We start from the raw sequence: 22,519 nt of genomic DNA on the forward strand, positions 1-22,519 counted from the left end.
CACCCCTATCGCCCATAGCCCTGATCAAATTTCTATTTTCCCGATAGGACCGGACAAAAATGGGTTTCAAATGCGGCATCGTTGGCTTGCCCAACGTCGGCAAGTCGACGCTTTTCAACGCGCTGACTAGGACGGCGGCGGCGCAGGCCGCCAACTATCCGTTCTGCACCATCGAACCGAACACCGGCGAGGTGGCGGTGCCCGATCCGCGCCTGCAGAAGATCGCGGCAATCGGCAAGTCGAAGGAGATCATCCCGACCCGCATCTCCTTCGTCGATATTGCCGGTCTGGTGCGCGGCGCCTCGAAGGGCGAAGGGCTGGGCAACCAGTTCCTTGCCAACATCCGCGAGGTCGACGCCATCGTGCATGTGCTGCGCTGCTTCGAGGATGACGACATCACCCATGTCGAGGGCCGCATCGACCCGGTGGCCGATGCCGAGACGGTCGAAACCGAGCTGATGCTCGCCGACCTCGACAGCCTCGAGCGCCGCATCGTGCAATTCCGCAAGCGTGCCGGCAGCAAGGACAAGGAAGCCACCACCGTACTGCCGATGATGGAGGCAGCGCTCGAACTGCTGCAAGCAGGCAAGCCGACCCGCGTCCTGCTCAAGGGCATTTCGGCGGAAGATTTGCGCATCCTGCAGGGGCTCAACCTTTTGACCTCGCACCCGGTCCTCTACGTCTGCAACGTCACCGAAGCCGACGCCGCCACCGGCAACGAGCACACCAAGGCCGTGGAGAAGATGGCTGCGGCGCAAGGCGCCAGCACCGTCGTCATCTCGGCCGCGATCGAAGCCGAGGTCGCGCAGCTCTCGGACGAGGAAGAGATGGAATTCCTGTCCTCGCTCGGCCTCGATGAGCCTGGCCTGAACAAGGTCATCCGCGCCGGCTACGAGCTGTTGCACCTCATTACCTATTTCACCGTCGGGCCGAAGGAGACGCGCGCCTGGACCGTGCACAAGGGCGACAAGGCACCGCAGGCGGCCGGCGTCATCCACACCGATTTCGAGCGCGGCTTCATCCGCGCCCAGACCATCGCCTACAACGACTTCGTCACACTGGGCGGCGAAGTAGCGGCCAAGGAAGCCGGCAAGGCCCGCGACGAAGGCAAGGAATATGTCGTCCAGGACGGCGACATCCTGCTGTTCAAGTTCAACACCTGATGCCTCAAGGGGGCGGGTATCCGAAACATCCCGGCAAGCTGTCGGCGAAGTTTTCTCGACGAGTGCTTCCGAGTGTGCCGGCGGCCATCCGCGGATAGCCACTTGTCTTGATTTTGTCATGCCACAGGTCTAAGCGGCAGACGCACGGTCGGCGCACACGCTGAAGAACCGTGCAATCCGACACCACGCGTCAATTCGAACGCACCCCTTTAATCTGGCAGGGAGATCTGGCGATGATCAAGGCCTTCGTCGTGGACAATGATCGCCTGCGCGCTGTCGACGATCTCCTGGCAACCAGCGAGACCATCGTCTGGGCCGACCTGTTCAACCCGACAAAGGACGAGGAAGCGACGATCGAGAGCTGGCTCGGCGTTGCCATTCCGACGCGCGAGGAGATGGAGGAGATCGAGATTTCGAGCCGCCTCTATGTCGAGGACGGCGCCTATTTCATGACCGCCACCCTGCCCGCCCAGACCGAGATCGACGACCCCCTGATGTCGCCGGTAACCTTCGTGCTCGCCGGCACCAGGCTGATCACCGTGCGCTATCACGAACCGAAAGCCTTCAAGACCTTTCCACAGCGCGCCGAGAAGGTGGCGACCGGCTGCACCAGCGGCGACACGATCCTGATCGGGTTGCTGGAGGCGATCGTCGACCGTCTCGCCGATATCCTTGAGCGCGCCGGCCGCGACATCGAGGCGATCTCGCGTGACATCTTCCAGGCAACCTCGACCAAGGTTTCCAAGCGCAACCGCGACTTCCAGGAACTGCTGAAAGCCATCGGCCGCAAGGAGGATATCGCGTCTTCGATCCGCGACAGCCTGATCTCACTGCAACGCCTGGCCGGCTTCTTCGCCCATGCCTCGACCCGCACCAAGATGAGCAAGGACACCAAGGCGCGCATCAAGACGCTGTCGCGCGACGTGCTGTCGCTCGCCGACCACGCCACCTTCCTGTCGCAGAAGATCTCCTTCCTGCTCGACGCGACGCTTGGCATGATCTCGATCGAGCAGAACGCCATTATCAAGATCTTCTCGGTCGCCGCCGTCATCTTCCTGCCGCCGACGTTGGTTGCCTCGATCTACGGCATGAACTTCGACGTCATCCCCGAGCTCAAATGGGAGCTGGGCTATCCCTTCGCCATTGCCATGATGGTGCTGTCGGCGATCCTGCCCTTCTGGTATTTCCGCCGCCGCGGCTGGCTCTGATCCGCCCGCCAAAGGCCATGCAGCCACGACGTGGCGCTATAGAAATCTCTTGACCAAATGCGCTGCGGCCTGCATCCGGAAACCCTCGATCCTGAGGGATCGCAGGTTCGTGAGCCGGATTTCAGACCATGACTGCAAAACCAAAAAGCTGGGCCTATGAGGATTTCGTCGAGGGCGCGTCGCTCGATCTTGGCTCGAAGGTGGTCAGCGCCGCCGAGATCGTCGAATTCGCCGGAGAATTCGACCCGCAGTCGATGCATCTCGACGAAGAGGCCGGCAAGGCCAGCATCCTTGGCGGGCTGGCGGCCTCGGGCTGGCACACCTGCGCCATGTTCATGCGCATGCTGTGCGATGCCTTCCTGCTGGACTCGACCTGCCAGGGCGCGCCCGGCGTCGATCAGGTCAAATGGAAGAAGCCGGTCCTGGCCGGCGACCAACTCACCGGCACCCTGGTGGTTGTTGCCAAGCGCCTGTCGAAATCGAAGCCGCAACTCGGCTTCGTGACCATGCGCAGCGAACTGTTCAACCAGCGTGGCGAGAGCGTCTTCGAGCTCGAGAATTCCGTCATGTTCCTCACGCGCGATGCCGCGGGGATCCCTGCATGACACTGGACGAGTTCTTCCGCATCGGCACCACCGTGGCGCTTGGCTCGCACACATTCGAGCCCGAGGCGATCAAGGCCTTCGCCCGCAAATACGACCCGCAGATCTTCCATATCGACGAGGAAGCCGCGAAGAAAAGCGTGCTTGGAGGGCTCTGCGCATCCGGCTGGCACACCGCGGCGACCTGGATGAAACTCAATCTCGAAAACCGCATGGACGCCGAGGTCGCTGCATGGAGCGGCCCCGGCCCGGTGCCGGAATTCGGCCCCTCGCCCGGCTTCAAGAACCTGAAATGGCTGAAGCCGGTCTATGCCGGGCAAACCATCACCTTCACACGCACCGCACTGTCCCACCGCCCGATCGCCTCACGCCCCGGCTGGCGGCTGCTGGCGCTGCGATGCGAGGCTTCCGATCCGACCGGCGACAAGGTGCTGGAGTTCGAGAGCGCCGTGCTGGTGAAGGCTGAGTAGGTTCTTCCTTCGCCCCGTTTACGGCATATGCGCTAAGATAGCTTCGGCATGGACTGAAATTTGCGCTTTCGTGGTGGCTCACGCCATCGATGTCGCAAGGCATGGAGATTTTGGCGCAGGGCTGCCAAGGGAGGTTGAGCAAAGATCGCTGCGATCAGAGAGGCGACGATCTGGCGGGTGGCGCGCCACAGCAGCGGGCGCCCGTCGCTCAAGGGGGAGAGACACCCAACTCCTGCGAAAGGGGTTCGGTCACAAGCGCGATGAGGAAGTGGGCAAGAATCCAAGGCTTTGCGATCCTTGGGTCTTTGGCTGGAGGCGCGCGCAGTCCGATCAGGCTCTTCAGACGCTTGAAGGCGAGCTCGATGCGCCAGCGCATGCGATAGAGCTTGAGAACTGTGCCGGAGGGAAACTCCTCCTGGTCAAGCGAGGTCACAAGGATGACAAAGCCGGCGGCAATCAGCGTCTCCGGTTGAACCTGCTTGCCCTTGGCCTTGGCTTCCTTGTTGATTTTGCGCCGCGCTTCTTGTGTCGCAGCCTCGGATTTGCGCAAGGCGATCAGGCGCATCTTCAGGGGCTCGCCCTTCTTGAGGCCCAGCCAGACAGGCGTTTCGATGACCTCCTCCCGGCAGCTCTTCAGGTGGCCGATGAGATCGAACGCCTTGCCGTTGGCGTCGAGCCATCGCACATTCTTCCACGGCGCGCGCACGACAACGTCGCCGTCTTGCGCCATGACCTTTGCGATCCGCTCGGCCTGCAGATAGGCGCGGTCGCCGATGCGGATCTCGCCCGGCACCACCGGCACGCGGTCGATCAGCTCGGCCTCGCTCTGGTCGGTGATCTCGAGGAAATCGAACTGCTCGCGCTCAAGATCGAAGGCGCAGTGCATACGCCAAAGGCCATTGTTCTTCTTCTCATGCACACCCGCCTTGGCAACCGATGTCGCATCGAGGATGCGGATCAGCCGGCCCTTAGGCAAGCCTTCCTCCTCGCGCTTCAAAAGGTGCCCGATCAACTGCTGCAGCCACGGCCCTGCATTGCGCAGCCGGCCGAGCAACGCCACGTCCGAGATGTCGGCGATCCCGCTTGCCGCCGCCCAGGCCACGACGCCCCGCATGCCCACCTTGCCAAGGCAGTAAGCCAGTGTCAGGCGCAACAGATCAGTAGCCGACCTGACGCCCCGCGGCCGCAGAAACGCCTTCGTCTCGCGGGCACTCCCTGCAATCAACTCTTCACCGCCGAGGAGCTCAATCGTCTCGGCCCAGCCGTCATCTACAAGCGATTCGTGAGTCATCGCAGCGTAGAATCACAACCGATTCCCCACTGCAACACCTATCTTAGCGCATATGCCGTTTACGGGGAGAAGGTGCCCGAAGGGCGGATGAGGGGCGGCGCCAGCGCTGGTGTCTCGCGTTGCCTTCCCGGCCCTTCGCTATCGCTCCGGACGTTGGAGCCCTTTGAAAGGTCCACTGGACCTTTCAATTTGCCCTCGGCAAACCGGTCTCAATGCCCCTCAAACCCAATCAGCGTCCTGACCGGCACGCCAAGCGCCTCCAGCCTGGCGCGGCCGCCGAGGTCCGGCAGGTCGATGACGAAGCAGGCGGCGAGGATGTCGGCGCCGATCTGGCGCAACAGCTTGACCGCGGCTTCCGCGGTGCCGCCGGTGGCGATCAAATCGTCAACCAGGATCACTTTCTCGCCGGGCGAAACGCCGTCCTTGTGCATCTCCATCTCATCCAGCCCGTATTCCAGGCTGTAGGCGACACGCACCGTCTCGAAAGGCAGCTTGCCCTTCTTGCGGATCGGTACGAAACCGGCCGAGAGCTGATGGGCAACGGCGCCGCCAAGGATGAAACCGCGCGCCTCGATGCCGGCGATCTTGTCGATCTTCTGGCCGGCATAAGGATGCACAAGCTCGTCGATGGCGCGGCGGAAGGCGCGCGCATTGCCGAGCAGCGTGGTGATGTCGCGAAACAGGATGCCGGGTTTGGGATAGTCCGGAATGGTGCGGATCGCGGCAAGCAACGTGTCTTCGAGCGAGGATTTCATGGTTCGAGATTACCTGAATCGGAGGTTGTTGCGCGACAATTGTTCGATCGAACTGCAGCCCATCAGCTTCATGCCACGTTCGATCTCGACCCGCATCTGCTCAAGCGCCCGTTCGACGCCGGGCTGGCCGGCCGCCGCGAGCGGGAACAAATAATAGCGGCCGACGCCGACGGCCTTGGCGCCGAGCGACAGTGCCTTCAGCACATGCGTACCGCGCTGCACGCCGCCATCCATGATGACGTCTATCCTGTCGCCGACCGCATCGACGATCTCGGCAAGCTGGTCGAACGCCGCCCGCGAACCATCCAGCTGCCGGCCGCCATGGTTCGACAGCACAATGCCGCTGCAGCCGATGTCGACGGCGCGTCTGGCATCCTCCACCGACATGACACCCTTGAGGCAGAACGGACCCGACCACAGCTTGACCATCTCGGCGACGTCGTCCCACGTCATCGACGGGTCGAGCATCTCGGTGAAGTAGCGGCTGATCGACATCGTGCCGCCGCCCATGTCGACGTGCTCGTCGAGCTGCGGCAGCTTGAACCCTTCATGGGTGAAATAGTTGATCGCCCAGGCCGGCTTGAGCGCGAACTGCGCCATTCCGGCCAGGTTGAGCTTGAAGGGAATGGCAAAGCCGGTGCGTTTGTCGCGCTCGCGGTTTCCCCCGGTGATGCTGTCGACGGTCAGCATCATCACCTCCACGCCAACCGCCTTTGCCCGCTGCATCATCGCCCGGTTGAGGCCGCGATCCCGGTGGAAATAGAATTGGTAGACCTGCGGGCTGCTGCTGATCTTGCGCGCTTCCTCGAGGCTGACGGTGCCAAGCGAGGAGACGCCGAACATGGTGCCATATTTGGCGGCGGCCTTGGCGACCGCGCGCTCGTCCTGATGATGGAACAGGCGCTGCAAGGCGGTCGGCGAGCAATAGAACGGCATTGCCAGCTTCTGGCCCATGACCGTCACCGACATGTCGACCTCGCTCACCCCGCGCAGCACGTTGGGAACCAGGTCGCAGGTCTCGAAGCTTTCGGTGTTGCGGCGATAGGTGACCTCATCGTCCGCCCCGCCGTCGATGTAATTGAAGATCGGCCCCGGCAGCCGCTGCTGCGCCATGCGGCGGAAATCGGAAAAGTTGTGACAGTCGCTGAGCCGCATCATCGAGTTCCAAATGCCATTTCGGAGCGAGCCCTTCGCCGCCGTTTCCTGCGTCGAATATCAATCAGATGTCTCCCTGCCAACGGGCTTGTTCGACAAGACTGCACCTGACAACCGGGCTGAAATCCCAGCCCGCCTCAGCAAAAAGGGCGCTTCTAAGCGCCCTTTTGTAATCCTTTGGCTCGGCCCGGTTTAGTGGGCCACGCCTTCCCACACCTTGCGCTTGGTGAGATAGACCAGCGCGCCGAACAAAAGCAGGAACACCAGCACGCGGAAGCCCGTCTTCTTGCGGTCTTCCATATGCGGTTCAGCCGCCCACATCAGGAAGGCGGAGACGTCGCGAGAATACTGGTCGACGGTCTGCGGCGCGCCGTCATCATAGGTCACCTGGCCGTCGGACAGCGGCTTGGGCATTTTCAGCGACACGCCAGACATGAAGTACGGGTTGTAGTGGGTGCCTTCCGGGATGACCATGCCGGCAGGCGGTGTCTCGTCGTAGCCGGTCAGCAGCGAGTGGATGTAGTCGGGGCCGCCCGCGTCATACTGGGTGAAGATGTCGAAGACGAATTGCGGAAAGCCGCGCTCGATACCGCGCGCCTTGGCCAGCAGCGACATGTCGGGCGGTGCAGCGCCACCATTGGAGGCAGCGGCTGCTTCCTCGTTGGCGAACGGTGCCGGGAAATGGTCGGACGGCTTGCCGGGACGGTCGAACATGTCGCCGGCATCGTTGGGGCCGTCATGGATGGTGTACTCGGCCGACAGCGTCTTGATCTGCGCATCGGAATAGCCGAGGTCCGACAGCGTGCGGAACGCCACCAGGTTCATCGAATGGCAGGCCGCGCAGACTTCCTTGTAGACCTTGAGGCCGCGCTGCAGCTGCGCCTTGTCATAGGTGCCGAACGGGCCAGTGAAGTTCCAGCTCATTTCCTTCGGCTCGTGGATCGGGAAATGCGTCGGCGCGGCGGCGTTGTGCGCCTCTTCGGCGGCGATCGCCCAAGTGCCCGCCGACCCGATGCCGACGGCCACGAGGCCGACCAGCGCCAGCGAGGTGAGAATCTTTTTCATGCCAAATCCCCTTAGATTCTCTACCGCTCTGTCTTCCTGTTTGAGCATGATCTTGTCCGAAAACCGGTTCCCACTTTTCGGGATCATGCTCAGCCCTTGGTCTCTGGCGCGGCCGTGGCGCCTGCCGGATGTCCGCCCCCGCCCTTGTTCTTCTCGAGCACCGCCTCGGTGATCGAGTTGGGCAGCCGTCGCGGCGTCTCGATCAGGCCGAGCACCGGCAGCGCGACCAGGAAGAAGGCGAAGTAGACCAGTGTCGCCATCTGCGCCATGAACACATAGCTGCCTTCGGCCGGCTGCGAGCCCAGCCAGCCAAGCAGGATGGCATCGGCCACGAACAGCCAGAAGAACAGCTTGTACCAGGGCCGGTAGACCGCCGAGCGCACCTTCGAAGTGTCGAGCCACGGCACCAGGAACAGCATGACGATGGCGCCGAACATGCACAGCACGCCGCCGAGCTTGGAGTTGATCGGCCCGACATTGAAGGTGATGGCGCGCAGGATGGCGTAGAACGGCAGGAAGTACCATTCGGGCACGATGTGGGCCGGCGTCTTCAGCGGGTTGGCGACGATGTAATTGTCGGGATGGCCGAGATAATTCGGCAGGTAGAAGACGAAATAAGCAAAGAAGAACAGGAACACGATCATGCCGAACGCGTCCTTGATGGTCGCGTAGGGGGTGAAGGCGACGGTGTCAGTCTTCGACTTGATCTCGATGCCGGTCGGGTTCGACTGACCGACGACATGCAGCGCCCAGATATGCAGCACGACAACGCCGGCAATCATGAACGGCAGCAGGTAATGCAGGGCAAAGAAGCGGTTCAGCGTCGGATTGTCGACGGCGAAGCCGCCGAGCAGCAGCTGCTGGATCCAGTCGCCGACCAGCGGAATGGCACTGAAGAAGCCGGTGATGACGGTGGCGCCCCAGAAGCTCATCTGCCCCCATGGCAGCACGTAGCCCATGAATCCGGTCGCCATCATCAGCAGGTAGATGATGCAGCCGAGGATCCACAGCAGCTCGCGCGGCGCCTTGTAGGAACCGTAATAGAGGCCACGGAAGATGTGGATGTAGACGGCGACGAAAAAGAACGAGGCGCCGTTCGAATGCATGTAGCGCAACAGCCAGCCCGAATTCACGTCGCGCATGATCTTCTCGACCGAGCCGAAGGCGAGATTGGTGTCGGCCGTGTAGTGCATGGCCAGCACGATGCCGGTCAGGATCTGCGCCACCAGCATGATTGCCAGGATGCCGCCGAAGGTCCACGCATAGTTGAGGTTGCGCGGCACCGGATAGGCGATGAAGCTGTCATAGACCAGCCGCGGCAGCGGCATGCGGGCGTCGAACCAGCGTCCGAGACCGGTTTTGGGCGTATAGGTCGAGTGTCCCTCGCTCATCGAAATGTCCCCTGCCTCAACCGATAAGGATCTTGGTATCGGAAATGAACTTGAATACCGGCACTGCCATGTTCTCAGGCGCCGGGCCTTTGCGGATGCGTCCGGCCGTGTCGTATACCGAGCCATGGCATGGGCAGAACCAGCCGCCGAAATCGCCTTCCTGGCCAAGCGGAATGCAGCCGAGATGGGTGCAGACCTGAACCATCACCATCCAGGCTTCCTTACCGGGCGTGGTGCGGTTGGCGTCGGTCGCCGGCGCATCGGCCGGCAGGTTGGCGTTGCGGGCGATCGGATCCTTGAGGTCGCCCAGCTTGACCGCTTCGCCGTCCTTCATTTCCTGTTCGGTGCGGTTGCGCACCACGACCGGCTTACCGCGCCACTTGACGATCAGCGACATGCCCGGTGTCAGCGAGGCGACGTCGACTTCGACCGAGGCGAGCGCCAGCGTCGAGGCGTCGGGGCGCATCTGGTCGATGAACGGCCACGCGAAGGCCCCCGCGCCGACCACTGCGGCCATGCCGGTGGCGACGTAGAGAAAATCACGACGGTTGGGATCCTGGATGTCGGTTGCGCTCACGGGTGCCTGATCCTTTCGCCTCTTCCGTGCCGGTGGCTGAGCCTTGTTCCCCGCTCAATTACGCCAACCCGACAGCGCATGGCGAACAGGCTTGCGAATTCCTCCGGCATTTGGACTTCGGTTTATGCGTGAAGCCCGTTTTTGTCCAGACGGGTGAAGGCACAAGGGCAGATTGTCGCGGGTGTTCCGCACAGCGATGAATTTGACGTGCTTGGCTGAATGTAGCAATATGTCTACATCTCCCGAATGGAGGTGCTGAAATGAACATCTCGACGAAGACGGTCACCATCATGTCGAGCCGTGAATTCAACCAGGACACGGCGCTTGCCAAGCGGGCTGCCAGGAACGGACCGGTTATCATCACCGACCGCGGCAAGCCTTCCCATGTACTGATGTCTATGGAGGAATATCAGCGTTTGGAGAAGAAGCCGAGAAGCCTCGCGGACGCGATCGCCGACGATCGCCCCGAAGCAGATTTCGATTGGGAACCACCTCGCCTGGAAGGGCCGTTTTTCAAGGTTCCCGAACTCGACTGATGTTCATTCTCGACACCAATGTCGTTTCGAATCTGCGTCGTCGGGACAAGACCGATCGCAACGTTTTAGCCTGGTCAGAGACTCACGACATCGCCAGCTTTTTCATGTCGGTCATTTCGATCCTGGAACTCGAAATCGGAACGTTGCTCTTGTCGAAGAAGGATCCCCGCCAGGCCGCCATGTACCGTGAGTGGCTGGATCAGATACTGATTCCACAGTTTGACGACCGGATACTGAGCATAGACACGGCCGTTGTCGTGCGTTGCGCAAACCTCCACGTTCCCGATCCGAAGCCGGAGCGTGATGCCCTCATTGCCGCCACCGCGCTCGTCAATAATTTGACGGTCGTGACACGCAATACCAAGGATTTTGAGGGCACCAGGGTGAAGCTTTTCAATCCCTGGATACCCGCGAAGGGCTAGATAGCCATGGCACACATCATAGACCGCGACACCTGGGCTGTTGGCTCCGACCTTTGGAAGGGCGAGTTGCAATGCGGCGCCTACGGCTCCAACTCCTGCCTGATCTTTAACTACCTGCCTGATGTCGGCGGCGGCCCGCGGCTGCACACGCATCCCTACGCGGAGATCTTCATCATCCGTCAGGGCACCGGCCTGTTCACCGTCGGCGACAAGGAGCTCGAGGCCTCGGCCGGCCAGATTGTCATCGTGCCGCCCCACACGCCGCACAAATTCACCAATCTCGGCCCCGGCCCGCTGGAGACGACCGACATCCACGAGAACGGCAGCTTCATTACCGAATGGCTGGAGTGATCCCTATTTCGCTCCGAGCCTGGCCAGCACCGCCTTTGGGATGCTGTATTCGCGAATGACGGCATCGTGCTTGCGCAACCCGCACAGCTCGCGCTGGATGAAATAGCCATGCACCGCCTCGGCGGCATCCTTGAGCAGCCGGGGGCGCAGTTGCTCGTCGGCATTGTCGCGCAGCCTGGCCAGCGTTTCCTCGACCCGTTGGCCGGCACGGCCGAGCGCGGCCGCCTTCTCCGCCAATATTTCATGGCCGAGCGCGTCGAAGGCGGCTTCGGCAGCGGCAGCGCCGGCAAGATGAGATGGCGGACGCAAGGACATGTCAGCCCCCTTTCCCGAAAATCATGCGGTGTGTGACAAACTCTTCGCCTTCCACGCGCTGAAAGCCAAGCCGTTCATAGAAACCGAAGGCTTCTTGCGGCGCGCGGGTGTTCAGCACGGCGAAATGGTGACGGGTCCTGTCGATAACGGTCCCGACCAGCATCCGGCCAAGGCCGGTGCGACGGTGACGCGCACTGACGAACAGGTGCCGGACCCGGCCGTGGTCCCTGCCCTCGAAATAAGGATCGATGTTCAGCCCGCACACGCCGGCGAGTTCCCTTCCATGCCAGGCTCCGTACAGCGCCTCGCCGCGCTTCAGGAACTTGTTGCGGCCGCTTGCCCAGCCATCCGCCAGGCGCACTAGCATCCAGTAGCCTTCCAGCCGGCTCTCCTCCTTCAGCGCGTCGAAGGCCGAAATGGTTGGCCGGAGCCGCTTGAGCACATAGCCGACCTCCGGGCTGACACTTGGCGACCCGCCCATGGAGCTACTCCGCCGGGCGTGTCTCTCCGAGCACGCTGTCCTCGTGGTAGAGAAAACCGCCGGACTGCCGCTTCCACAGCCGCGCGTAAAGCCCGTCGAGCGCCACCAGTTGGTCATGCGTGCCTTGCTCGACGATGCGGCCACCGTCGAGCACCACCAGCCGGTCGAGTGCTGCGATCGTCGACAGACGGTGGGCGATGGCGATGACCGTCTTGTTTTCCATCAGCCGCGTCAGATTCTCCTGGATCGCCGCCTCGATATCGGAATCGAGTGCCGAGGTCGCTTCGTCGAGGATCAGGATCGGCGCGTCCTTGAGGAAGACGCGGGCGATCGCCACGCGCTGGCGCTGGCCGCCCGACAGTTTGACGCCGCGCTCGCCGACAAAAGCCTCGTAGCCGGCGCGGTCCCTGTTGTCGCGCAAGGTCAGGATGAACTCGTGCGCCTCGGCCTTTTTCGCCGCCGCGATCACTTCGGCATTGGTCGCGTCAGGCATGCCGAGCTTGATGTTGTCGCGCAGCGAACGATGGAACAGGGCCGTGTCCTGGCTGACGACGCCGATATTGGCGCGCAGCGAATTCTGCGTAACTTTGTCGACATCCTGGCCGTCGATGGTGATCGACCCGCTCTCGAGGTCGTAGAGGCGCAGGATCAGATTGGCGAGGGTCGTCTTGCCTGCGCCCGACGGTCCGACCAGTCCGACCTTCTCGCCCGGCCGCACGACGAGGTCAATGCCGTTCAGCACGCCGAATCCTTTGCCGTAGTGGAACTCGACGTTCTTCACCTCGATACGCCCGCCTGCCACCACGAGCTCCTTTGCGTCGGGCGCATCGGTGAGGCCGAGCGGCTGCGAGATCAGCGCCTTGGAATTTTCCAGCACGCCGAGGTTTCGCAAGATGCTGTTGAGCTGCATCATCAGCCGGCCGAGCAGCATGTTGAGCCGCAGCACCAGCGACAGGGTGAAAGCGACCGCGCCGACGGTGATCGAGCCCTCGACCCAGAGATAGACGGCAAAACAGCCGATCGCCGTGATCATGATGCCCGACAGCGTCGTCAGCGCCATGCGCACGCCGGTCAGCCGACGGGTAAACGGACGCAGCGCGTCGAGATAGATGTCGAAGCCGTTCTTGATGTAGCGATCGTCGCCGTCGGCCGAAAACAGTTTCAGCGTCTGTACGTTGGAATAGGAATCGACGATGCGGCCGGTGATCATCGAGCCGGCCTCGGCGGTTTCCTCGGCATGCTTGCGGATTGCCGGCAGATAGAGCTTGGCCAGCCAGCCGAAGGCGGAAATCCAGATCACCACCAGCACCGCCAGCCTGAGATCCAGTCCGGCGACCAGCGCCAGCGTCGTCACCGTGTAGACGACCATGAACCAGACGACCTCGATGAAGCTTTCCATCAGGTCGCCGGTCGCTTGCCCGGCCTGCCACACCTTGGTGGCGATGCGGCCGGCGAAATCGTTCTGGAAGAAGGCGTAGGACTGGCGCGACACATGCCGGTGCGCCTGCCAGCGCACCAGATTGTAGAAGCCGGGCGTGATCGTCTGTTCGTCGACCAGCGCCGAAAGGCCGACGACGATGGTGCGGATGACCAGCACCACCGCAATCATGAACACCAGTTCAGAGCCTGCGGCGTTCCACAAAGCGTGCCAGCTGCGCTCGGCGGGAAGCTGGTCGAGAATATCGACCAGCCGCCCGACGAAGTAGAACAGGCCGGCCTCGACCAGCGGCGCGATGCCGCCGATGACCAGCATGGCGAAGAAGGCGAACTTCGCCTGGCCGACATAGTGCCAGAGAAAGCCGCCGACGCTGGTCGGTGGCCGAAGATTCGCCGGCTCCCTGAACGGATAGACCCAGTTCTCGAACCAGCGATAGACGGCTGTCATCATGCGGCGGCCATCATTCTGCGGCTTGCCCCTTTGCAAGTGCGTCATTGGCGGCGGCGGCTGGGCCTTCGTCGAGCAGGAACCCGCCCGACTGGCGCTGCCAGAGCTGCGCGTAGAGCCCGCCCTTGGCGACGAGTTCTTCGTGCGAACCTTCCTCGATGACACGGCCCTTGTCCATCACCACCAGCCTGTCCATCGCGGCGATGGTCGACAGTCGGTGCGCGATGGCGATGACGGTCTTGCCTTGCATGAGCTTGTAGAGATTCTCCTGGATCGCCGCCTCGGCTTCGGAATCAAGCGCCGAGGTCGCTTCGTCAAGGATAAGTATGGGTGCATCCTTCAACATAACGCGAGCAATGGCGATGCGTTGCCGTTGGCCGCCGGACAATTTGACGCCGCGATCACCGACATGGGCATCGAAGCCCTTACGGTCCTTGGCGTCCGAAAGCCCTGATACGAAGTCCAGCGCCTCGGCGCGCCCCGCTGCCTCGACAAGCAGTTCTTCTGAAGCATCGGGCCGGCCATAGAGGATGTTCTCGCGCACCGAACGATGCAGCAGCGAGGTATCCTGCGTGACCATGCCGATCTGGGCGCGCAGCGAATCCTGTGTCACATCGGCGATTTCCTGGCCGTCGATCAGGATCTTTCCGCTCTCCAGGTCGTAGAAACGCAGCAGGAGGTTGACCAGCGTCGATTTGCCGGCGCCGGAGCGGCCGACGATGCCGACCTTCTCGCCCGGCTTCACCGCCAGCGACAGGTTCTCTATCACCCCCTTCTGCTTGCCATAGTGGAAGCGGATGTCCTCGAAGCGTATCTCACCCCTGGAAACGGCGATGTCCTTCGCGCCGGGCTTGTCCTCGACCAGGCGTGGCAACGAGATCGAGGCGATGCCGTCCTGCACCGTGCCGATATTCTCGAACAGGCCCGACATTTCCCACATGATCCATTGCGACATGCCCCACAGCCTGAGCACCAGCCCGATGACCACCGCGACCGCGCCGATCGTCACCGACTGGCCGAGCCACAGCCACAGCGCCATCGCCGTGACCGAAAACAGCAGCAGCGAATTCATGATGTAGAGCAGGCCGAAAAGCACCGTCACCAGCCGCATCGACCGGTAGACTGTCTGCAGGAAGCCGGCCATGCCTTCCCGCGCAAACGACGCTTCGCGGCGTGCGTGGCTGAACAGCTTGACCGTCTGGATGTTGGAGTAGCTGTCGACAACGCGGCCGGTCATGGTCGAGCGCGCATTGGCCTGCTCCTCGCCGACCTTGCCCAGCTTCGGGATGAAATAGCGCAGCAACAGGATGTAGCCGACCAGCCAGACGCCGAGCGGCGCGGCCAGCCGCCAGTCGGCCGAGCCGACGATGACCAGCATGCCAAGGAAATAGACGATGACGTAGTTCAGGACATCGATCAGCTTGATGACGCATTCGCGCACGGCAAGCGCCGTCTGCATCAGCTTGGTGGCGATGCGGCCGGCGAACTCGTCCTGATAGAAGCTCATCGACTGCTTGAGCAAATAGCGGTGCACCTGCCAGCGGATGCGCATGGGATAGTTGCCCATCAGCGTCTGCTGGTTGAGCAGCGAATGCAGCCATACCGTGCCCGGCAGCGCAAACAGCACGATGAACGCCATGCCGGCGAGCTTCCAGGCTTCCGTCTGCAGGAAGGTTTCGCGATTCTGCCCCGACAGCCAGTCGACGATGCGGCCGAGGAAGCCGAACATCCACACTTCCGCGATCGCGATGGCCGTCACCAGCACCGCGTCGAGAAGGATATAGGGCCACGCGCCGCGCGTATAATGCACGCAGAAGGCAACAAGCGTCCTGGGCGGCTCGACCGGTTCCGCCGCGGGGAATGGATCGAGCCGTCTTTCAAACCAGCTAAACAACAACATAGGTCATGCTCACAAATCTGTTTTCCGCTTATGCGGCACGGGAGCGTACGAAGTCTCCGGAACCCACGGCGTCGACGGCCGACGGTCCGGAATCATCCGGACCGTCGGCCCTGCTTCGCGCAATATAGGGGCTCGCGGGCTTTTCGCCGACAGGCGCGCCTGACGATCCTGACGGCGCACTGTTCACGATCCGGATTTTCGCGCTGGGTCGGATCAAACGGACGATCCGGCGCACCAGCGACGGCCGGCTGGGGTCGGGAACCGCGCGCGAGAAATCGACGTCCGGCAGCATGCCGCGATGCGGCCGGCGGCGGACTTCGGCGTGAACGGCCGACGAATAGGTGTCGCCGATCAGCAGCGCCCAGGTCGGCAGTCGGTGGATATGCAGGCTCCTTGAGCCCGGTATTCTGTAGGGATCGAACATCGGTCCGTCCTCCGTGTGAAAATAGAGATAAAAAGGCGAAGCAATATCGTCCGCCGGCATTCGGCCGGAGGCACGCATTGCGCCGGTCGAGACACGATAAGCATCGGTCCGGACGGGTTCAGGTGGGGCGTTCAGCCCTTTTGACTTTTTGAAAAACATCGCAGGATTCCTTCGAGAGCCGAAAAAACGTTTCGGCGGGAATCGGTGCGATCAAGTCTTAGAGAGTCAGGAGAATTGTCGTACCGAAACCGCCAGCAGGCAGGTAAGCCCACGAGAGGGGCGCTGGATGTGCATGGTCATCATGAATTACCCCTCCATCGGTTCGGGTTGACAATGGAGCTGACATACCCGACTTCGCAGAAAATGGCCACCCGCAGGTCCAGCAATTTCCAAAACCGCGCGCCCGCTGTGGCCGATCTGCCACTTATTAGAAGGACGCGGAAGTGAACTGTTGTCTCCGCATCGCGCTCTACCAGCCGGATATCGCCGGCAACACCGGGACAATCCTGCGCTTCGCCGCGTGCCTCGGGCTCGGCGTCGACATCATCGAACCGGCCGGCTTTCCGCTCTCCGACAAAGCGCTCAAGCGAGCCGGCATGGATTACCTCGAAATGGCTGCCCTGACCCGGCATGTCGACTGGCACGCCTTCGAGGACTGGCGCAAAACTGGCGCGCGCCGGCTGGTGCTGCTGTCCACCAAAGCCACGACCGCTTACACCAGCTTCACCTTCGGCGATGGCGACATCCTTCTGTTCGGCCGCGAATCCGCAGGCGTTCCAGATCCTGTCCATCAGGCGGCGGATGCGCGGCTGACCATCCCCATGCAGGGCGCGGCGCGCAGCATCAACGTCGCGCTGTCCGTCGCCATGGTGGCGGGCGAAGCCATCCGGCAACTCGGCTAAAGCAATTCCAGGAAAAGTGTGAAGCGGTTTTCCCGGGAAATGCGCGTAGCGCTTTCCCTGGGGAATTGCGTCAAGACCTAGCGGCACTCCGTCTCCCGTCATCTTGACCCAGGCGCACATCGCCTTCTCCTTCGTTTGCACATCCAGGGTTTCTTCGCTACAAGCTCAACTTAACTTGAGGTCAAGCAGAAAAATCGGGGCGGAAAATCAGACATGGCGCCTGTAACGGAATTGACGGTCGGCCAGGTGGCCATGCGCAGCGGGGTGGCGGTGTCGGCGCTGCATTTCTATGAGGCCCGCGGCCTGATCCGCAGCCACCGCACGTCGGGCAACCAGCGCCGCTACGGCCGCGACGTGCTGCGGCGCGTGGCGATCATCAAGGTGGCGCAGGAGGTCGGCATCTCTTTGGCCGAAATCGGCACGGCCCTGGCATCGCTGCCCGAGGGTCGCACGCCGACACGCGATGACTGGAACCTGCTGTCGACCGCCTGGCGCGACGGCCTCGATCACAAGATCGCCCAGTTGAAGAAACTGCGCGACGGGCTGACCGACTGCATCGGCTGCGGCTGCATGTCGATCGACAAATGCCCGCTGCGCAACAAGGGCGACCGGCTGGCGAGGGAAGGCACGGGGGCGAGAAGGCTGGTTGCTGGCTGAGCCCCTTGTCGGGAGGCACGCCACGCTTCAATCCGCCGCCGGCAACCGCCTGATGGTGAACTCGATGAGGTCGCCCGGCCGCTCGAACCAGCTTTCGATCTCGGTCCAGTAGGCCTGCTTGGGAAAGCGCTCGAACCATTCCTTGGCCTTGAGCCGCGCATCGGAGCGCGGCAGCACGAAGGTCTCGCGCAGGAAACCATCGCGCGGCATGCGCGCGTGTTCGGCCCGGCTTTGGTCGAGCCTTTTCTTCAGGCCATCCAGCGGCGGTCTTGCCGGGGTGCGCACGAAACAACTCCTTGCACCGTAATGACACTTGACCCTGTCCCCTAAGAGATTAGGGATCGCGCCGGCAAAAGACGAGTCATTTGTAGGACTCGCCGCCCCAACCGGAGACGGCACTTGGAACGACCTGAAATACCGGCAGGCCTGCCCGCCGACATCGAACAGAAGAAGATGAAGGCGCGCCTATGGTTCGAGGCGCTGCGCGAACGCATCTGTACCACCTTCGAGCAGATCGAGCAGGATCTTGGCGGGCCGCTGGCCTCATGGTCTCCGGGTCGTTTCGAAAAGACGCCGTGGGAACGCGACGAGGGCCGCGGCGGCGGCGGCACCATGTCGATGATGCACGGGCGCGTCTTCGAGAAGGTCGGCGTCCACACCTCGACCGTCTACGGCGAGTTCTCGCCCGAATTCAGAAAGCAGATGCCCGGCGCCGAGGAAGATCCGCGCTTCTGGGCATCCGGCATTTCGCTGATCGCGCATCCCTGGAACCCCAACGTTCCGGCCGTGCACATGAACACGCGCATGGTGGTCACATCTAGCCAATGGTTCGGCGGCGGCGCCGATTTGACGCCGGTGCTCGACAGCCGCCGCACCCAGGACGACCCCGACACGGTCGCTTTCCACCGCGCCATGCAATTCGCTTGCGAGAAGAACGTCGCGGTGGCCGACTACCCGAAATTCAAGGCCTGGTGCGACGAGTACTTCTATTTGCCGCATCGCAACGAGCCGCGCGGCACCGGCGGCATCTTCTTCGACTGGCTGCATTCAGGCGAGGACAGAGGCGGCTGGAATGCCGATTTCAACTTCGTCCAGGATGTCGGCCGCTCTTTTCTCGTCGTTTACGGCCATCTCGTGCGCGCCAACTTCAACGAGAACTGGACCGACGGCGATCGCGACGAACAGCTCATCCGCCGCGGCCGCTATGTCGAATTCAATCTGCTTCACGATCGCGGCACCATCTTCGGACTGAAGACTGGCGGCAATGTCGCGGCTATCCTCTCCAGCCTGCCCCCTGAGGTTCGCTGGCCGTAACAAAATGGTGAGCGCGGCGTGAGCCGCATTGATGTCCCATTCGTTCGAAATGGGCATGGAATGTGGCACGCGGTGCGTCGAAAAATTTCTTTTTCGTCTAATAGGCTCTTGAAAAGACTGGTCTATTTGTGGCGCCGGGTCGGGAAGCGCCGGCGGTTCGCCTAAGAGCGGGCCGCGACCCGACGCGACCGGACGGCCCAGACGATGCGGGACATCTTCGTCAAAAAACGATGCCCGCCTCTCCAGGAGTACTTCGCAATGCGCAAGATCATTGTTTCGGCAGCCGCCGCTGCCCTTCTCGCTTCCGGTTCGGTGGCGTTCGCCGCCGTCAAGCACACCACCGGAACGATCAAGACCTTTGACGCAACGGCCATGAGCCTGGTCCTCGATGACGGATCGTCTTTCACGCTTCCCAAGACCTTCAAGGATCCTGGCCTGCAGGTCGGTGAAAAGGTCCGCGTCTCATGGGACATGAGCGGCAAGAAAAAAATTGCCGAGTCCGTCAAGATCACCAAGTGATGGCCTGCCCGCCAAAGCAGGACGAGGCGGTGTCTGGTCCTGCTTCGGGATAGCGCAAAAAGGCGGAGCAGCGCTGCTCCGCCTTTTTGCCGTTGACGGCAACCAATACCACGCCATCTGTGTTATGCTTTCCACCCGCTCGCGGTTCGCGGATTCAACCCTGGAAATCGGACCAAAGTGCGGGAGCCTCGACCAGGCTCCACGGAGGAAAAAGGAGAAAATCCCATGAAGGAATTTCACTGCGGGTCGCTTGTTCCCGGCTGTGACTGGCACACGCGTGCCGATGAGGAGGCCGAGGTTATGCGCCGTGCCGTCGAGCACATGCGCGAGACGCATGGCGAGACGGTCATCCGCGAGACGATGATCGAGGCGATCCGCTCGCGCATCGAGAAGGCCCGCGACGCGGCCTGATTTGCAGCAATTCCGGGAAAACTGCGCAGCGGTTTTCCCGGGAAAAGCGCATAGCGCTTTCCCTTAGGAATTGCGCTGACAAATACTTTACCCGGCTTTCAAGGCTTCCGCGGCACGCTCAAGCAGCGCGCCGCGATCGGACGCAAATCCTGCTTCGACCCATTCCGCCTCGAGATTCCTGAGGATTTCGCCAAGTTTCGGCCCTGGAATTGCGCCGAGCGCCGTCAGATCGGCCCCTTTCAGCGGAAACAACGGTTTTTCCCATTTCACAGCGAAGGCCAGCAGCCGCGAAAAGCCGCCGGCTTCAAGCAGCGCGTCGGTGTCCTCGACAGCGCGCGCCCGTGCCCCGGCGAGCGACAATCTGAGCCGGTCGACAAACCCTTGCCGGTCGCCGCGATAGAGCCTTTTTGCCAGTTCGCCCTCGGTCGTCTTCGGCTCGACAGCGGTGGCAAGCGCCCAGTGGCGCAGGCGATCCGCTTCAGCAGTCGAGAATTTGAGGCGCTCGGCGAGCGTCTTCATGCGCGCGGCGTCCGGCGGCACTATCGCTTCCAGCCGCAGCAAGGGGTCGGGTGTCCAACCGAGGTCCTTCTCGGCCCTGGTCAGCCCGTGGATCGCGTCGATGCCCCATTTCTCGCTTTCCGGCAGTGCGGCCGTCAAGACGCTGGCCTGCCGCATCCAGAGCAGCGCCCGCGAGGGATCAGGCGCCGACAAAAGCTTTTTCAATTCCGACCAGATGCGCTCGGCCGAAAGTTGGGCGAGCCCCTCCTTCAGCCGCGCGCAAGCCTTTAGCCCCTCGGCATCCGGCCGGCCATCGCCATACCAGGCGAAGAAGCGGAAGAAGCGCAGGATGCGCAGGTAGTCCTCACGGATGCGCGCTTCCGGGTCGCCGATGAAGCGCAGCCGTCGTGCCTCGATGTCGGCGATGCCGCCGACCAGGTCGACAACCCTGCCGTCGGCCTCAGCATAGAGTGCGTTGATGGTGAAATCGCGCCGCTCGGCGTCAAGCTTCCAGTCGCGCCCGAACGACACCTTGGCGCGCCGCCCGTCGGTCTCGATGTCGGCGCGCAAGGTGGTGATTTCATAGGGCTTGCCGCCGGCGACCACCGTGATCGTGCCATGCTCGATGCCGGTCGGCACCGCCTTGAAACCTGCAGCCTCGGCGCGGCGGATGGTTTCCTGCGGCAGGCAAGTGGTGGCGATGTCGATATCGGCGACCGGCTGGCCCATCAGCGTGTTGCGCACCGCGCCGCCCGCGACACGCGCCTCTTCGCCGCCCTCGGCCAGTGCGGCCAGCAGGCGCTGCAGATGCTTGTCGGTGAGCCAGTCGGCCCTGCCCGCGATCGAGACACTCACGCATAAAGCCTTTCATACAGCGTGCGGATGATGCCGGCGGTGACGCCCCAGATGCGCCGGTCGCCATAAGGCATGTCGTAGAAGAACCATTCGAGATCGTTCCACATGCGGCTGTCGCGCTTGTGGTTGGCGGGGTCCATCAGGAAGCGCAACGGCACTTCGAAGGCGGCGTCGACCTCGTCGGTGTTGAGCGTCAGCTCAAAACCCGGCCGCACAATGCCCAGCACCGGCGCGATGCGGTAGCCGCTGCCGGCGACGTAATCGGGCATGCGGCCGATGATCTCGATGCGATCGTCGCCAAGGCCGATCTCCTCGAAGGTCTCGCGCAACGCCGCCGCTTCCGGGCTTGGATCGGTCGGGTCGATGGTGCCGCCGGGAAAGGCCACCTGCCCCGAATGGTTGCGCAGCTTTTCGGCCCGTTTGGTCAACAGAACCGTCGCATCGCCCTCATGATCGACAACCGGGATCAGCACGGCGGCATCGCGCAGCGCCTTGCCCTGGTTGAGGCGCGGATGACCCGGATTGAATCGATGGTCGCCATACTCGTCACCGGCATGCGCATCCGGCTGCGCGGCAAAGCGCGCGCGAAAATCCGCTGAGGAAAACGGCGCCGGCGACACCTGGTCCATCACGCGCTCAGCCGCTTCAACTGGTCCGCCGGCATGATCGGGAACACCGCGCCCTTTGAGCGCACCGCGAACATGGTCTTGCCGCCGATCTCGATCTCCTCGCCATGCCCGACCAGCTCATACATCACCGGCCGCGCCACCAGCGCCTCTAGGCGGCCGCGCACCAGCACATAGGGTTTCAGTCCGCCGGTCCCGTTCTCGTCGACGAAACGCAGCGGCCGCTCCGGCCCGGCCTCGACCACGTCGCCGACATTGGTGCGGAAGGTGATGGTCCGCGCGTCGCCGTCGCCGGAAACATCCATTTCGACGGCAATGAACGGCGCATCGGCGACGCGGATGCCGACCTTTTCCACCGGTGTCACCAGATAGGTCCTGCCGTCGGCGTCCTTGCGCAGCACGGAGGAGAAAAGCTGCACCAGCGGCATGCGCCCGATCGGCGTGCCCAGATAGAACCAGGTGCCGTCGGCTCTGATTTCCATGTCGAGATCGCCGCAGAAGTCCGGATTCCAGCGCTCGACGGGTGCTGCACCCTTGCCGGCGCGTGCCGCGCGCGCGATCAGCGCCTCGAGACCGCGCGCCTCGGTGGCATCAGTCAGGCTTTCTTCACGATGTTCCAAGGGTTCCGTCATGGTCACGAAATAGTCACTGTTGTTGCGCTTGTCAGCCTAAGTCTGTGATTTAAGTTTTAACGTAGGCGCCACGCGAGCCGAATCGCGGCAACCTATGGTATGCTGCGGGCCGGT

The 22,519-nt window shown here is 62.6% G+C and carries 27 protein-coding genes; 12 read left to right on the plus strand and 15 right to left on the minus strand.

The genetic code is table 11. The annotated features are described in order from the left end of the window. Positions 1-59 precede the first annotated feature (59 nt). The 4 genes from ychF (at position 60) to ACFOJ9_RS24605 (ending at position 3,443) form a co-directional block, all read left to right on the plus strand. The gene (ychF, locus tag ACFOJ9_RS24590; protein WP_378982152.1) at positions 60-1,163 is read left to right on the plus strand and encodes a redox-regulated ATPase YchF; all 1,104 of its coding nucleotides are present in this window, start codon (positions 60-62) and stop codon (positions 1,161-1,163) included. A gap of 233 nt (positions 1,164-1,396) precedes the next feature. Beyond that, positions 1,397-2,371, plus strand: coding sequence for a magnesium/cobalt transporter CorA (gene corA, locus ACFOJ9_RS24595; protein WP_378982154.1), 975 nt, complete (start codon positions 1,397-1,399; stop codon positions 2,369-2,371). Positions 2,372-2,499: 128 nt separating this feature from the next. Further along, the gene (locus ACFOJ9_RS24600; RefSeq protein ID WP_378982156.1) at positions 2,500-2,976 is read left to right on the plus strand and encodes a MaoC family dehydratase; all 477 of its coding nucleotides are present in this window, start codon (positions 2,500-2,502) and stop codon (positions 2,974-2,976) included. Next, positions 2,973-3,443, plus strand: a complete 471-nt coding sequence (locus tag ACFOJ9_RS24605) for a MaoC family dehydratase (RefSeq protein WP_378982158.1) — start codon at positions 2,973-2,975, stop codon at positions 3,441-3,443. The genes ACFOJ9_RS24600 and ACFOJ9_RS24605 overlap by 4 nt, the downstream gene beginning before the upstream one ends. A 208-nt stretch (positions 3,444-3,651) precedes the next feature. Here ACFOJ9_RS24605 and ACFOJ9_RS24610 read toward each other — a convergent pair whose 3' ends face one another. From ACFOJ9_RS24610 to petA, 6 genes are all read right to left on the minus strand, one after another. Beyond that, positions 3,652-4,734: a transposase gene (locus tag ACFOJ9_RS24610; RefSeq protein ID WP_056580349.1), complete on the minus strand. Its 1,083-nt coding sequence runs from the start codon at positions 4,732-4,734 to the stop codon at positions 3,652-3,654. Between the two features lie 209 nt (positions 4,735-4,943). After that, the gene (locus tag ACFOJ9_RS24615) at positions 4,944-5,489 is read right to left on the minus strand and encodes an adenine phosphoribosyltransferase (RefSeq protein ID WP_378982160.1); all 546 of its coding nucleotides are present in this window, start codon (positions 5,487-5,489) and stop codon (positions 4,944-4,946) included. A 9-nt stretch (positions 5,490-5,498) separates the two neighbouring features. After that, positions 5,499-6,644, minus strand: a complete 1,146-nt coding sequence (locus tag ACFOJ9_RS24620) for an alpha-hydroxy acid oxidase (RefSeq protein ID WP_378982162.1) — start codon at positions 6,642-6,644, stop codon at positions 5,499-5,501. Between the two features lie 192 nt (positions 6,645-6,836). Continuing rightward, a complete protein-coding gene (locus tag ACFOJ9_RS24625; protein ID WP_378982164.1) occupies positions 6,837-7,709 on the minus strand; it encodes a cytochrome c1 in 873 nt (290 codons plus the stop codon). An 89-nt stretch (positions 7,710-7,798) separates the two neighbouring features. Beyond that, the gene (locus ACFOJ9_RS24630) at positions 7,799-9,100 is read right to left on the minus strand and encodes a cytochrome b (protein ID WP_378982166.1); all 1,302 of its coding nucleotides are present in this window, start codon (positions 9,098-9,100) and stop codon (positions 7,799-7,801) included. A 16-nt stretch (positions 9,101-9,116) separates the two neighbouring features. Further along, on the minus strand, positions 9,117-9,677 hold the full coding sequence (gene petA / locus ACFOJ9_RS24635; RefSeq protein ID WP_378982168.1) for a ubiquinol-cytochrome c reductase iron-sulfur subunit: 561 nt from the start codon (positions 9,675-9,677) through the stop codon (positions 9,117-9,119). 260 nt (positions 9,678-9,937) lie between these two features. Here petA and ACFOJ9_RS24640 point away from each other — a divergent pair, with 260 nt between their 5' ends. The 3 genes from ACFOJ9_RS24640 to ACFOJ9_RS24650 are packed head-to-tail and all read left to right on the plus strand — an operon-like array spanning position 9,938 to position 10,986. Next, entirely contained in the window at positions 9,938-10,213 is a 276-nt protein-coding gene (locus ACFOJ9_RS24640; RefSeq protein WP_378982170.1) for a type II toxin-antitoxin system Phd/YefM family antitoxin, read from the plus strand. Beyond that, positions 10,213-10,635 carry a type II toxin-antitoxin system VapC family toxin gene (locus ACFOJ9_RS24645; protein ID WP_378982172.1) on the plus strand — a complete coding sequence of 141 codons (423 nt, stop codon included), beginning with the start codon at positions 10,213-10,215 and terminating at the stop codon, positions 10,633-10,635. Before ACFOJ9_RS24640 ends, ACFOJ9_RS24645 begins: the two co-directional genes overlap by 1 nt. A gap of 6 nt (positions 10,636-10,641) precedes the next feature. Beyond that, entirely contained in the window at positions 10,642-10,986 is a 345-nt protein-coding gene (locus tag ACFOJ9_RS24650; protein ID WP_378982174.1) for a cupin domain-containing protein, read from the plus strand. Between the two features lie 3 nt (positions 10,987-10,989). On the opposite strand, the gene ACFOJ9_RS24655 is transcribed toward ACFOJ9_RS24650, so the two are convergent. From ACFOJ9_RS24655 to ACFOJ9_RS24675, 5 genes are read right to left on the minus strand one after another with little or no spacing between them, the layout of a single operon-like run. Next, on the minus strand, positions 10,990-11,301 hold the full coding sequence (locus ACFOJ9_RS24655) for a DUF6665 family protein (protein WP_378982176.1): 312 nt from the start codon (positions 11,299-11,301) through the stop codon (positions 10,990-10,992). A 1-nt stretch (position 11,302) separates the two neighbouring features. Beyond that, positions 11,303-11,743 carry a GNAT family N-acetyltransferase gene (locus ACFOJ9_RS24660; RefSeq protein ID WP_378982178.1) on the minus strand — a complete coding sequence of 147 codons (441 nt, stop codon included), beginning with the start codon at positions 11,741-11,743 and terminating at the stop codon, positions 11,303-11,305. 43 nt (positions 11,744-11,786) lie between these two features. Further along, the gene (locus ACFOJ9_RS24665; RefSeq protein WP_378982180.1) at positions 11,787-13,670 is read right to left on the minus strand and encodes an ABC transporter ATP-binding protein; all 1,884 of its coding nucleotides are present in this window, start codon (positions 13,668-13,670) and stop codon (positions 11,787-11,789) included. Positions 13,671-13,680: 10 nt separating this feature from the next. Continuing rightward, a complete protein-coding gene (locus ACFOJ9_RS24670) occupies positions 13,681-15,567 on the minus strand; it encodes an ABC transporter ATP-binding protein (RefSeq protein WP_378982182.1) in 1,887 nt (628 codons plus the stop codon). A 28-nt stretch (positions 15,568-15,595) separates the two neighbouring features. Beyond that, on the minus strand, positions 15,596-15,991 hold the full coding sequence (locus ACFOJ9_RS24675; protein ID WP_378982184.1) for a hypothetical protein: 396 nt from the start codon (positions 15,989-15,991) through the stop codon (positions 15,596-15,598). A 443-nt stretch (positions 15,992-16,434) separates the two neighbouring features. On the opposite strand from ACFOJ9_RS24675, the gene ACFOJ9_RS24680 reads away from it, so the two are divergent. Further along, the gene (locus ACFOJ9_RS24680) at positions 16,435-16,893 is read left to right on the plus strand and encodes a tRNA (cytidine(34)-2'-O)-methyltransferase (RefSeq protein ID WP_378982186.1); all 459 of its coding nucleotides are present in this window, start codon (positions 16,435-16,437) and stop codon (positions 16,891-16,893) included. Positions 16,894-17,106: 213 nt separating this feature from the next. Next, a complete protein-coding gene (soxR, locus tag ACFOJ9_RS24685; protein ID WP_352627586.1) occupies positions 17,107-17,550 on the plus strand; it encodes a redox-sensitive transcriptional activator SoxR in 444 nt (147 codons plus the stop codon). A gap of 27 nt (positions 17,551-17,577) precedes the next feature. Here the strand turns inward: soxR and ACFOJ9_RS24690 are convergent, their stop codons facing one another. Continuing rightward, positions 17,578-17,835: a hypothetical protein gene (locus tag ACFOJ9_RS24690; protein WP_027039410.1), complete on the minus strand. Its 258-nt coding sequence runs from the start codon at positions 17,833-17,835 to the stop codon at positions 17,578-17,580. 114 nt (positions 17,836-17,949) lie between these two features. Here ACFOJ9_RS24690 and hemF point away from each other — a divergent pair, with 114 nt between their 5' ends. From hemF to ACFOJ9_RS24705, 3 genes are all read left to right on the plus strand, one after another. After that, entirely contained in the window at positions 17,950-18,864 is a 915-nt protein-coding gene (hemF, locus tag ACFOJ9_RS24695; RefSeq protein ID WP_378982188.1) for an oxygen-dependent coproporphyrinogen oxidase, read from the plus strand. 258 nt (positions 18,865-19,122) lie between these two features. Beyond that, positions 19,123-19,383: a DUF1344 domain-containing protein gene (locus tag ACFOJ9_RS24700; RefSeq protein ID WP_378982190.1), complete on the plus strand. Its 261-nt coding sequence runs from the start codon at positions 19,123-19,125 to the stop codon at positions 19,381-19,383. Between the two features lie 225 nt (positions 19,384-19,608). After that, positions 19,609-19,794, plus strand: a complete 186-nt coding sequence (locus tag ACFOJ9_RS24705; protein WP_109659722.1) for a DUF1059 domain-containing protein — start codon at positions 19,609-19,611, stop codon at positions 19,792-19,794. An 87-nt stretch (positions 19,795-19,881) separates the two neighbouring features. Here the strand turns inward: ACFOJ9_RS24705 and ACFOJ9_RS24710 are convergent, their stop codons facing one another. From ACFOJ9_RS24710 to ACFOJ9_RS24720, 3 genes are read right to left on the minus strand one after another with little or no spacing between them, the layout of a single operon-like run. Then, complete coding sequence (locus tag ACFOJ9_RS24710) at positions 19,882-21,147, minus strand: CCA tRNA nucleotidyltransferase (RefSeq protein WP_378982192.1); 1,266 nt, start codon at positions 21,145-21,147, stop codon at positions 19,882-19,884. Continuing rightward, on the minus strand, positions 21,144-21,776 hold the full coding sequence (locus tag ACFOJ9_RS24715; protein ID WP_378982194.1) for a CoA pyrophosphatase: 633 nt from the start codon (positions 21,774-21,776) through the stop codon (positions 21,144-21,146). The genes ACFOJ9_RS24710 and ACFOJ9_RS24715 overlap by 4 nt, the downstream gene beginning before the upstream one ends. Continuing rightward, entirely contained in the window at positions 21,776-22,405 is a 630-nt protein-coding gene (locus ACFOJ9_RS24720; RefSeq protein ID WP_378982196.1) for a DUF1285 domain-containing protein, read from the minus strand. Before ACFOJ9_RS24720 ends, ACFOJ9_RS24715 begins: the two co-directional genes overlap by 1 nt. Between the last annotated feature and the right edge of the window lie 114 nt (positions 22,406-22,519).

Source organism: Mesorhizobium cantuariense, from assembly GCF_042647205.1.
GTDB lineage: Bacteria > Pseudomonadota > Alphaproteobacteria > Rhizobiales > Rhizobiaceae > Mesorhizobium > Mesorhizobium cantuariense.

Excerpts from the sequence above, each read along its gene's own strand:
- ychF (WP_378982152.1), top strand. The coding sequence starts at position 60 with ATGGGTTTCAAATGCGGCATCGTTGGCTTGCCCAACGTCGGCAAGTCG.
- corA (WP_378982154.1), top strand. The coding sequence starts at position 1,397 with ATGATCAAGGCCTTCGTCGTGGACAATGATCGCCTGCGCGCTGTCGAC.
- ACFOJ9_RS24600 (WP_378982156.1), top strand. The coding sequence starts at position 2,500 with ATGACTGCAAAACCAAAAAGCTGGGCCTATGAGGATTTCGTCGAGGGC.
- ACFOJ9_RS24605 (WP_378982158.1), top strand. The coding sequence starts at position 2,973 with ATGACACTGGACGAGTTCTTCCGCATCGGCACCACCGTGGCGCTTGGC.
- ACFOJ9_RS24610 (WP_056580349.1), bottom strand. The coding sequence starts at position 4,734 with ATGACTCACGAATCGCTTGTAGATGACGGCTGGGCCGAGACGATTGAG.
- ACFOJ9_RS24615 (WP_378982160.1), bottom strand. The coding sequence starts at position 5,489 with ATGAAATCCTCGCTCGAAGACACGTTGCTTGCCGCGATCCGCACCATT.
- ACFOJ9_RS24620 (WP_378982162.1), bottom strand. The coding sequence starts at position 6,644 with ATGCGGCTCAGCGACTGTCACAACTTTTCCGATTTCCGCCGCATGGCG.
- ACFOJ9_RS24625 (WP_378982164.1), bottom strand. The coding sequence starts at position 7,709 with ATGAAAAAGATTCTCACCTCGCTGGCGCTGGTCGGCCTCGTGGCCGTC.
- ACFOJ9_RS24630 (WP_378982166.1), bottom strand. The coding sequence starts at position 9,100 with ATGAGCGAGGGACACTCGACCTATACGCCCAAAACCGGTCTCGGACGC.
- ACFOJ9_RS24640 (WP_378982170.1), top strand. The coding sequence starts at position 9,938 with ATGAACATCTCGACGAAGACGGTCACCATCATGTCGAGCCGTGAATTC.
- ACFOJ9_RS24645 (WP_378982172.1), top strand. The coding sequence starts at position 10,213 with ATGTTCATTCTCGACACCAATGTCGTTTCGAATCTGCGTCGTCGGGAC.
- ACFOJ9_RS24650 (WP_378982174.1), top strand. The coding sequence starts at position 10,642 with ATGGCACACATCATAGACCGCGACACCTGGGCTGTTGGCTCCGACCTT.
- ACFOJ9_RS24655 (WP_378982176.1), bottom strand. The coding sequence starts at position 11,301 with ATGTCCTTGCGTCCGCCATCTCATCTTGCCGGCGCTGCCGCTGCCGAA.
- ACFOJ9_RS24665 (WP_378982180.1), bottom strand. The coding sequence starts at position 13,670 with ATGATGACAGCCGTCTATCGCTGGTTCGAGAACTGGGTCTATCCGTTC.
- ACFOJ9_RS24670 (WP_378982182.1), bottom strand. The coding sequence starts at position 15,567 with ATGTTGTTGTTTAGCTGGTTTGAAAGACGGCTCGATCCATTCCCCGCG.
- ACFOJ9_RS24675 (WP_378982184.1), bottom strand. The coding sequence starts at position 15,991 with ATGTTCGATCCCTACAGAATACCGGGCTCAAGGAGCCTGCATATCCAC.
- soxR (WP_352627586.1), top strand. The coding sequence starts at position 17,107 with ATGGCGCCTGTAACGGAATTGACGGTCGGCCAGGTGGCCATGCGCAGC.
- ACFOJ9_RS24700 (WP_378982190.1), top strand. The coding sequence starts at position 19,123 with ATGCGCAAGATCATTGTTTCGGCAGCCGCCGCTGCCCTTCTCGCTTCC.
- ACFOJ9_RS24705 (WP_109659722.1), top strand. The coding sequence starts at position 19,609 with ATGAAGGAATTTCACTGCGGGTCGCTTGTTCCCGGCTGTGACTGGCAC.
- ACFOJ9_RS24715 (WP_378982194.1), bottom strand. The coding sequence starts at position 21,776 with ATGGACCAGGTGTCGCCGGCGCCGTTTTCCTCAGCGGATTTTCGCGCG.
- ACFOJ9_RS24720 (WP_378982196.1), bottom strand. The coding sequence starts at position 22,405 with ATGACGGAACCCTTGGAACATCGTGAAGAAAGCCTGACTGATGCCACC.